At 67.0% G+C, this 7,639-nt stretch carries 8 protein-coding genes; 4 read left to right on the top strand and 4 right to left on the bottom strand.

All coding sequences use genetic code 11. The features are described 5' to 3' along the window. Together A5652_RS06725 and A5652_RS06720 are read left to right on the top strand one after the other, a co-directional pair. Positions 1-969, top strand: a 969-nt coding sequence (locus A5652_RS06725) for a Rieske 2Fe-2S domain-containing protein (protein ID WP_156745190.1), incomplete at its 5' end; no start/stop codon positions are given. Continuing rightward, on the top strand, positions 966-1,298 hold the full coding sequence (locus A5652_RS06720) for a hypothetical protein (protein WP_067348144.1): 333 nt from the start codon (positions 966-968) through the stop codon (positions 1,296-1,298). The genes A5652_RS06725 and A5652_RS06720, both read left to right, overlap by 4 nt. A gap of 8 nt (positions 1,299-1,306) precedes the next feature. On the opposite strand, the gene A5652_RS06715 is transcribed toward A5652_RS06720, so the two are convergent. Together A5652_RS06715 and A5652_RS06710 are read right to left on the bottom strand one after the other, a co-directional pair. Further along, positions 1,307-2,869, bottom strand: a complete 1,563-nt coding sequence (locus A5652_RS06715) for an NAD(P)/FAD-dependent oxidoreductase (protein WP_067348141.1) — start codon at positions 2,867-2,869, stop codon at positions 1,307-1,309. Positions 2,870-2,930: 61 nt separating this feature from the next. Next, positions 2,931-3,563, bottom strand: a complete 633-nt coding sequence (locus A5652_RS06710; RefSeq protein WP_067348138.1) for a TetR/AcrR family transcriptional regulator — start codon at positions 3,561-3,563, stop codon at positions 2,931-2,933. Positions 3,564-3,632: 69 nt separating this feature from the next. Between A5652_RS06710 and A5652_RS06705 the strand changes: the two genes are divergently transcribed. Continuing rightward, on the top strand, positions 3,633-4,115 hold the full coding sequence (locus tag A5652_RS06705; protein WP_067348135.1) for a DUF2834 domain-containing protein: 483 nt from the start codon (positions 3,633-3,635) through the stop codon (positions 4,113-4,115). On the opposite strand, the gene purT is transcribed toward A5652_RS06705, so the two are convergent. Further along, complete coding sequence (gene purT, locus A5652_RS06700; RefSeq protein WP_067348132.1) at positions 4,096-5,295, bottom strand: formate-dependent phosphoribosylglycinamide formyltransferase; 1,200 nt, start codon at positions 5,293-5,295, stop codon at positions 4,096-4,098. The two genes, A5652_RS06705 and purT, sit on opposite strands and share 20 nt — an antisense overlap. Beyond that, a complete protein-coding gene (serS, locus tag A5652_RS06695) occupies positions 5,292-6,554 on the bottom strand; it encodes a serine--tRNA ligase (protein ID WP_067348131.1) in 1,263 nt (420 codons plus the stop codon). The genes purT and serS overlap by 4 nt, the downstream gene beginning before the upstream one ends. Positions 6,555-6,667: 113 nt before the next feature. Between serS and A5652_RS06690 the strand changes: the two genes are divergently transcribed. Next, positions 6,668-7,639 (top strand): septum formation family protein (locus A5652_RS06690; protein ID WP_067348129.1); only part of this gene is annotated, 972 nt, incomplete at its 3' end.

Below are 7,639 nucleotides of genomic sequence, written 5' to 3'. Positions count from 1 at the left end.
GATCCCGTCGTCCAGAAGCGGCAACGGCAGATGGACCGCGCCCGCCAGTACCTCGCCCAGGTCGGGGCGACGTGGGTGGTCCCGTCCGCGGGACCGCCCTGCTTCCTGGATCCGGAGCTGCGCGACCTCAACGACGACCACGGCGATCCGGCCAACATCTTTCCCGACCAGATGGTCTTCCTGGACCAGATGCGCAGGCACGGCAACCGCGGCGGGCTGCTGCTGATCCCCGGCTCGACGGCCGACTTCACCGGCTCCACCCTGAACTCGCTGACCCACCCGCTGCCCACCGACCAGGTCGAGGCCATCTTCACCACGGGCAAGGCCGACTACATCGCCGAATACGCCGAGCGGATGGCACCCGTCGTCGCCGCGGAGCGGGCGAGCTGGGCGCCCGCGAGCGGGGAGCCGCTGCTGGAACCGCTGCGCGCGCTGTTCGAGCCGATCATGTCGCAGAGCGACGAGATCTGCGACGGGATCGGCTACCCGGTCGAACTGGTGCTAGGGCCGGAGACCGTGATCCTGGACTTCCCGAAAAGGACCGTGCGGGAACGCATTCCGGATGAGAAGGTCCGTTACGGATTCGCGATCGCGCCGGAGCTGGTCCGCACCGTGCTGCGCGACGCCGAGCCGGACTGGGTCAACACCATCTTCCTGTCGACCCGTTTCAGGGCGTGGCGGGTCGGCGGTTACAACGAGTACCTCTACACGTTCTTCAAGTGCCTGACCGACGAGCGGATCGCTTACGCCGACGGCTGGTTCGCCGAGACTCACGATGACTCGGCCTCGGTCACGCTGGACGGCTGGGAGGTTCAGCGCCGCTGCCCACACCTCAAGGCCGACCTGTCGAAATTCGGTGTGGTCGAAAAAGACACGTTGACCTGCAACCTGCATGGGTGGCAGTGGCGCCTGGACGACGGGCGCTGCCTGACCGCGAAGGGCCACCAGCTGAGGAGTTCGCGGGCGTGAACGACTGTTATGACGACGGCCTCGTCCAGCTGGACCGTGCGGCGATCACGTTGCGCCGCTACCACTTTCCATCGGGAACGTCGAAGGTGATCTCGCTCGAGGCGATCCGCGGCTACAAAGCCGAGCAGTTGGGACTCTTCACCCAGCGGTTCCGGATCTGGGGCACCTCGGACTTCCGTCGCTGGCTGCCGCTGGACATCAGCCGGCCGTTCAAGTCGACGTTGATCACGCTGGACGTCCCGGGCACCCGGCCCTCCCCCGCCTTCACTCCGACGCGCCCCGACGAGTTCACCGCCTTGTTGGACGAACTGCTGGGCCAGCGCGGTTAAGAGGCCGCTCAGCGGCGCTGGTCGGCGAGCGCTTGTCGCGCGGCGTTGTAGCCGGGGATGAAGGTGATGCCCGGCCCGCCATGGCAGCCCGCGCTGCCCAGATAGAGCCCCTCGATCGGGATCGGCTGGCCGAGGAACCCCCGCGGACCGGGCCGGTTGGGCCCAATCTGGTTGGCATTCAACAGGCCGTGGCAGTAGTCGCCGCCGGGGGCGCCGAACATCACGCCCATGTGCTTGGGCGTGAAGGTGGTGTGCCGGATGATGCTGCGTTCGAAATTCGGAGCGAGCCGGGTGATCTTTTCAATCACCCGCTGACCCATTTCGACCTTGGCCTGCCCGTAGTCCACGTCGCCCTCGATCGGGAAGAACAGCGCGAAAGCCGACGCGGCATGCTTGCCCTCCGGCGCGAGGCCCGGGTCGTTCTGCGAGGGGATCTGCAGTACGACCGTCGGGTCGGCCGGGACGATTCCGCGCCGCGCGTCCTCCCATTGCCGCTGGACTTCCTCGGGCGTGCAGAACAGGCCGATCGAGGCCTGCATGGCCGGTGAGTTGAGGGCCTCGTAGGGCGCGGCGAAGGCGGGGGCCTCCTCGAGCGCGAAGTGCATCTGCAGGTAACTGCCGCGGTGGTCGATGCGCGCGTAGCGTTCGCGGATGTCGGCGGGCAGCGCGCCGTGTTCGATCATCTCGTTGAGCGTGACGTCCGGCGCGACGCCGGAGATCACGATCGGGGCATTCAGCATTTCCCCCGCCTCGGTGCGCACCCCGGTCACGCGTCCGTCGGCGAGGCGAATCTCGGTCACCTTGGTACGCAACCGAAGTTCGCCGCCGTGGGCGGCCAGCACGTCGCACAGGTGCGAGGTGAGCGCGCCGATGCCGCCGCGCAGCTTCTTCATCTGCATGGTGTCGCCGTCGGGAACGCCGAGGCCGAAGGCGAGTGCGGCCGCGCTACCCGGTGTGGAAGGGCCCCGGTAGAGCGTGTTCACGGCCAGCACGGTCATCGAGCCCCGCAGCGCTCCATGCTTCTCGTGGTCGGGCAGGTAACGGTCCAGCACGTCGGTGACCGATCCGAACAGCATGTCGTCGATCGCCGAGCGCTCGAATTCGTTTGTGGCACAGGCATACATCTCGTCGATGCTCTTCGGCGGCGTTCCGGCCTCGAATCGGCCCAGCGCGCGGGTCGGGCCCTGACTCCAGGCCATCAACCCCGCCATGCCGTTGACGGCGTCCGCGCCGTGCACCTCATTGAGGTGGGTGAACAGCTTGAGGGGGTCGCTGTACTGCACCAGCGGATCGTCACCGACACCGCGCACCGCCACCGACATCACGTCCAAATCGATCGTGGGTATGGTGTCCAGGCCCAGCTCGTCGACCACCACCTGGGACGTCGGGAATTGCACCGAGCCGGCGATCTCGAATTGGTATCCCTCGAAAAGCTCTACGGTGGAAGCCATGCCGCCCGCGTACAGCTTGGGATCCAGGCACACCGTCTTCAGTCCGGCCTTCTGCAGCAGCACGGCCGCGGTCAGCCCGTTATGGCCGGCACCGATAACTATCGCGTCGTAATCAGTCATGTCCTGCCCTCCGGAATGGAGGCTCGCACGACGGCAAAGTTTTGTCAATTATGACGAAACTTTACGAGCGGGCGGCCGTGACCCAGGAGTCGGTGATCCCGGCTCGCAGCGACTCCAGCGCCGCATGGCACAGCCGCGCCAGCTCGCCCAGGGACCGCTCGTCACTGACCATCCAGACCTCCATCGCGCCGAACACCGCGGCCGCAATGCATCTGGCGGTCACCGCGGCACGCACTCGCCGGTCCGCCGTCGGAGGCGCGCCGTTGGCCCGGCGGCTGCGCCGTTGCAACTGCGCGCCGATGGCGTCGGCGAAGTCGGCCTGAACCTCTCGGATGTGCCGGACGATGCGACCGGGATCCAGCTCGTCTTGCCGCAGGGCCGCGATCTTGGTGACGGCGTCGACGTCATACGGGAAAGAGAAGATGGCCGCCTGCACCGAATCGATGATGGGTTCGTCGGCCGGCCTGTCATCCAGCGCGGAACGAAACCAGTGCAGGCCGGTGTAGTCGGCGAACAGCAGGTCGTGCTTGGAGCTGAAATGGCGGTAGAACGTCCGCAGTGACACCCCGGCGTCGGCGGCGATCTGTTCGGCCGACGTGTCCTCCACGCCCTGGGCCAAAAATCTCACCAGGGCCGCCTGGCGCAACGCCTCGCGCGTGCGCTCGCTGCGGGCCGTCTGAGCGGGCCTGACCATGGGAAGAAGGTACCAAGAAATCTTTTGACATTATTGACAAAACTTTCAACTGCGCGCAACACTTCGCGCATGGCCTCGATCATCATTCACTTTCTGCTGGGACTTGCCTGCATCGCCGGCATCATCGCCTCCAACCCGAAGATCTACGCCAGACCTCAAGGTGGGCCGTGGCTTTCGCCTCTGGAATGCGTGTATTACCTCGCCGGCATAGCGTCGATCGCGTTCGGATATTGGTTCAACATCCACTTCGTGATGGCGGCGCACGGCCAGGGCAACCTGATCTCCGGGCCGGCCAGCTATCCGGAATTCATCAAGGGGCAGTTCGCCACCCCGGCCTGCGGCTCGGGAAACCAGGACTACATGATCGCGAATGTCATTCTCATGCCGGTCTTTACCATCGTCGACGGCCTCCGGCGCGGCATCCGGCGCCCGTGGCTGTTCTTCCTGTCCAGTTTCTTCACCAGTTTCGCGTTTCCGTTCGCCTTCTACTTCGCGACGATGGAACGCCAGCGCCGGCACGAACGCACTGCGGTCACACCGGTCGCGGCCTGACCCGACTCGCCGCCTCGACCGCGTTGCGCCGCGCGGTGTCCACGTCCTCGGCGTGAGCCAGTGCCACACCCATGCGCCGTTTGACGAAGCTTTCCGGCTTACCGAACAGGCGTAGGTCGGTGCCCGGTACCCGAAGCGCCTCGTCCACGCCGTCGAAGACCAAGCCCTTGGCGTCCACACCGCCGTAGATCACCGCGCTGGCGCCCGGCGTCTTGCACGTGGTGTCGACCGCCAGGCCGAGAATGGCGCGGGCGTGCAGCTCGAATTCGTTCTGCCACTGGGTGATCATCGTGACCATGCCGGTATCGTGCGGCCGCGGGCTGACCTCGTTGAACCACACGTCGTCGCCCTTGACGAACAGCTCGACCCCGAAAACTCCCTGCCCGCCCAGTCTTTCAGTGATAGCGCGGGCGATCAGCTGTGCGTTACGAAGCGCGGCGGCCGACATCGGGTGCGGTTGCCAGCTCTCGACGTAATCGCCGCTGACCTGCTTGTGGCCGATGGGCGCGCAAAAATGCGTGCACACGTTGCCGTCGTCACCGCGCGCCCGGACCGTCAATAGTGTTATCTCGTACTCGAAGTCGACGAATCCCTCGACGATGACGCGGCCGTGGCTGACTCGGCCCCCGGCCATCGCATAGGCCCAGGCGGCCTCGACATCCTCGGGCCCGTCGAGCTTGCTCTGGCCCTTGCCCGAGCTGCTCATCACCGGTTTGACGACGCACGGGAAACCGATGGCCGCGGCGGCCGCCTGCAATTCGGCCGGCGAATCGCAGAATCGGTACGGGCTGGTGGGCAGGCCGAGGGTCTCGGCCGCCAGACGCCGGATTCCCGCGCGGTCCATGGTCAGGCGCGCCGCGAGGGCGGTGGGGATAACCCGTACCACGCCGGTCGCCTCCAGTTCCTCGAGTGCCCCGGTGGCGATGGCCTCGATCTCCGGAACGACCACATCAGGCCCTTCGGCCTCGATCAGGGCCTTGAGCTGGTCCGGATCCGACATCGTGATGGTCCGCGCATGGTGAGCGACCTGCTGGCCCGGCGCGTTGTCGTAGGAGTCGACCGCGATGGTCTCCACACCGAGGCGCTGCAGGGCGATCATCACCTCGCGGCCGAGTTCACCGGAGCCGAGCAGCATGACCCTGGTCGCGTTAGGCGACAGTGGCGTTCCGATGGTGGTCATCGAGCGACGGGCTCCAGCACCTCAACACCGACGAACGGCACCAGCGCCTCGGGTACCCGCACGGTGCCGTCGGGCTGCTGGTGGTTCTCCAGGATGGCCACCAGCCAGCGCGTCGTGCCCAGCGTTCCGTTGAGCGTGGCCGCGGTCTGCGGTTTGCCCGCCTGGTCGCGATACCGGGTGGCCAGCCGGCGGGCCTGAAAGGTGGTGCAGTTGGACGTCGACGTCAGTTCGCGGTAGGTGCCCTGGGTGGGAACCCAAGCCTCACAATCGAATTTGCGGGCGGCCGACGAGCCGAGATCGCCCGCGGCGACGTCGATCACCCGATACGGCACCTCGATCCGGGCCAGCATTTCGCGCTGCCAGCCCAGCAGCCGCTGGTGTTCGGCCTCGGCGTCGGCGGGGGTGCAGTAGACGAAGCCCTCGACTTTGTCGAACTGATGCACCCTGATGATGCCGCGGGTGTCCTTGCCGTAGCTGCCGGCCTCGCGGCGGAAGCACGACGACCATCCCGCGTACCGCAGCGGCCCGCCGGACAGGTCGAGGATCTCATTCCAGTGGTAGCCGGCCAGCGGCACCTCCGAGGTGCCCACCAGGTAGAGGTCGTCGGCCTCGACCCGGTAGACCTCGTCGGCATGCGCGCCGAGGAATCCGGTGCCGGCCATCACCCCCGGGCGCACCAGCACCGGCGGAATCATCGGAATGAAGGCGTTCTCGACGGCCAGCCGCAACGCGAGCTGCAGCAGGCCGAGCTGGAGCAGCGCGCCTTTGCCGGTCAAGAAATAGAACCGCGACCCGGACACCTTGGCCCCACGCTGCATGTCGATGAGCCCGAGCGACTCACCGAGTTCCAGGTGGTCCTTGGGGTCGTCGATCGCGGCGGGCTCGCCGACCACGTCGATGACGGCGAAGTCGTCCTCCCCACCGGCGGGCACCCCGTCGATGACGACGTTCGAGATCGCCATGTGCGCCGCGGTGAACGCCGTCTCCGCGTCGGCCTGGGCGGTTTCGGCGGCCTTCACCTGCTCGGCCAGCTCCTTCGCGCGCGCCAGCTTGGCCGGGCGCTCTTCGGGAGACGCCGCGCCCACGCTCTTGCTGGCCGACTTCTGTTCAGCGCGCAGGCCATCGGCCGACGAGATCGCGGCCCGGCGGGCGGCATCGGCCGACAACAGGGCGTCTACCAGCGACGGGTCCTCACCACGACTCAGTTGGGAGCGGCGCACGGCGTCGGGGTCTTCCCGGAGCAGCTTCAGGTCGATCACGGCCCTGAGACTACTTTCACCGCTATTAGCCGACTGCCGGAGCATCCCACCCGCATCGGTCGCAGGACTCACATCAGTAACTTTTGTCAAGCTTCCCAGGCGCTGCTGTCAGAATGGAGCGGATGTCGCAAGCGCCCGAGAAAGAACTGTCGGTAGGCCAGGGGGTCGAGTCGTCCGTCGCCTCGACCGATGAGCCGTTCGATCACCAGCCGTCTGCCTCCCTGTGGCCGCGCAGCCTGCAGGCCCGGGCGACCCGGCGCGCGCTGCTGCTGACCGCGCTCGGCGGCCTGCTGATCGCGGGGCTGGTCACCGCGATCCCGGTCGGGGGCCCCGGATCGGGACGGTTCCTCGACAGCAGCCCCGTGCGCAGCACCGGCACCAAGAGCGACGCCGCCTTCAACCGGGCCGGCACCGGGGAATGCCTGATGTGGCCGGACACCACCCCGGAATCTTCGAAGATCGTCAACTGCGGTGACGACCACAAGTTCGAGGTCGCCGAATCCATTGACATGCGGACGTTCCCGGGCGCCGAGTACGGACCCAACGCCGCGCCGCCGACGCCCGCGCGCATTCAGCAGATCACCCAGGAACAGTGCGAGGCAGCCGTCCGCAATTACCTCGGACCCAAGTTCGATCCGAACAGCAAGTTCATCGTCAGCCTGCTCTGGCCCGGCGACCGGGCCTGGCGTCAGTCCGGCGATCGCCGCATGCTGTGCGGCCTGCAGCTGCCCGGCACGAGCAATCAGCAGCAGGCCTTCAAGGGCAAGGTCGCCGACGTCGACCAGTCCAAGGTGTGGCCGGCCGGCACGTGCCTGGGCATCGATTCGGCGACCAACCAGCCGACCGATGCTCCGGTTGACTGCGCGGCACCGCACGCGATGGAAGTCACCGGCACCGTCAACCTGGGCGAGAAGTTCCCCGGTGGCCTGCCCGCCGAGCCCGACCAGGACGGCTTCATCAAAGACTCGTGCACCAAGATGACGGACGCGTTTCTGGCTCCGGTCAAGCTGCGCACCACCACCCTGACGCTGATCTACCCGACGGTGCCGCTGGCCAGTTGGACGGCCGGCAGCCGCGAAGTGGCC

It is taken from the genome of Mycobacterium sp. 1165178.9 (genome assembly GCF_001673555.1).
Taxonomy (GTDB): domain Bacteria; phylum Actinomycetota; class Actinomycetes; order Mycobacteriales; family Mycobacteriaceae; genus Mycobacterium.
This window is presented reverse-complemented; position numbering and strand designations above follow the sequence as displayed.